Consider the following 510-nt stretch of genomic DNA (forward strand, 5'->3'; position numbering starts at 1 on the left):
CGCGCCGCCGCGCCCGGCCTCCGCAGCCAGTCCGGCGCCCGCGACCGCCATCCGCTCGAGCCAGGCATCGTCGCGTTCGAGCGAGATCGCTATCCCCTGCTGGTCCAGGAACGCGGAGATCTCCGGGGGCAGGAGCACCCCGGTCGAGAGCGTCAGCGGTGCCCCCGAGAGCAGGCCCGCGGCCAGCACGCGCAGCAGATCGACCGTCGCCCCGTCCTCGGAAAGCCGCACATGGGTACCGACCGGCCAGCAGCGCAGCAGGTTCCGCTCGACGCCGAGCCCGATCCCGTCGTGCACGCGCCCGAGCGAGGTGCGCCAGGTGAGCGCATCGGCCAGTGCCGCGCGCCGCAGACGGTCGAAGCTCGGGTAGTCGAGCGAGGCCTGAGCGGTCTCGATCAGCGTCTGCACCTCGGGGTCGAGCCCGCGCAGATGCAGCGTGGAGCTCGGCGTGCCCTCGCGCAGCTCCCACGAGCCGAGGGCGACGAGCCGGTTCGGCCCGCCGGCGAGCGG

General features: G+C 74.5%; 1 pseudogene. It reads right to left on the bottom strand.

Annotated features, from left to right (window positions below):
- Window positions 1–510, bottom strand: a pseudogene (locus ACFPZL_RS14205) (hypothetical protein); the annotation flags it as partial.

Origin of the sequence: Leucobacter soli (assembly GCF_042659205.1) — a bacterium.
GTDB classification, from domain to species: Bacteria; Actinomycetota; Actinomycetes; order Actinomycetales; family Microbacteriaceae; genus Leucobacter; species Leucobacter soli.